The organism is Methylobacterium sp. A54F (assembly GCF_053346035.1).
Window position 1 is genome coordinate 1 of the sequence record NZ_JBKFBF010000091.1, and the last position, 320, is coordinate 320.

At 75.3% G+C, this 320-nt stretch carries 1 pseudogene; it reads left to right on the forward strand.

What is annotated here, in order from left to right:
* Positions 1 to 320, forward strand: a pseudogene (locus ACLBXP_RS25475) (arginine--tRNA ligase); the annotation flags it as partial.

The window sequence follows — 320 nt, forward strand, 5'->3', positions numbered from 1 at the left end:
GGGCGCGCGGCTCGCCGAGGCGCACGGGCGCGGCCTGCTCGACCGGCCCGAGGCCGAATGGCTGCCGGCGGTGCGTGAGGCCGCCATCGCGGCGATGATGGAGATGATCCGCGCCGGCCTCGCGGCGCTCGGCATCCACCACGACGTGTTCTTCTCCGAGCGCACGCTCCACGGCGACGGCCCAGGGTCGGTGGGGGCGCTGCCCGCCGACCTGAGGGCCCGCGGCCTCGCCTACGAGGGCCGCCTGCCGCCGCCGAAGGGGCAGCTCCCAGAGGATTGGGAGGACCGGGAGCAGACCCTGTTCCGCACGAAGGAATTCG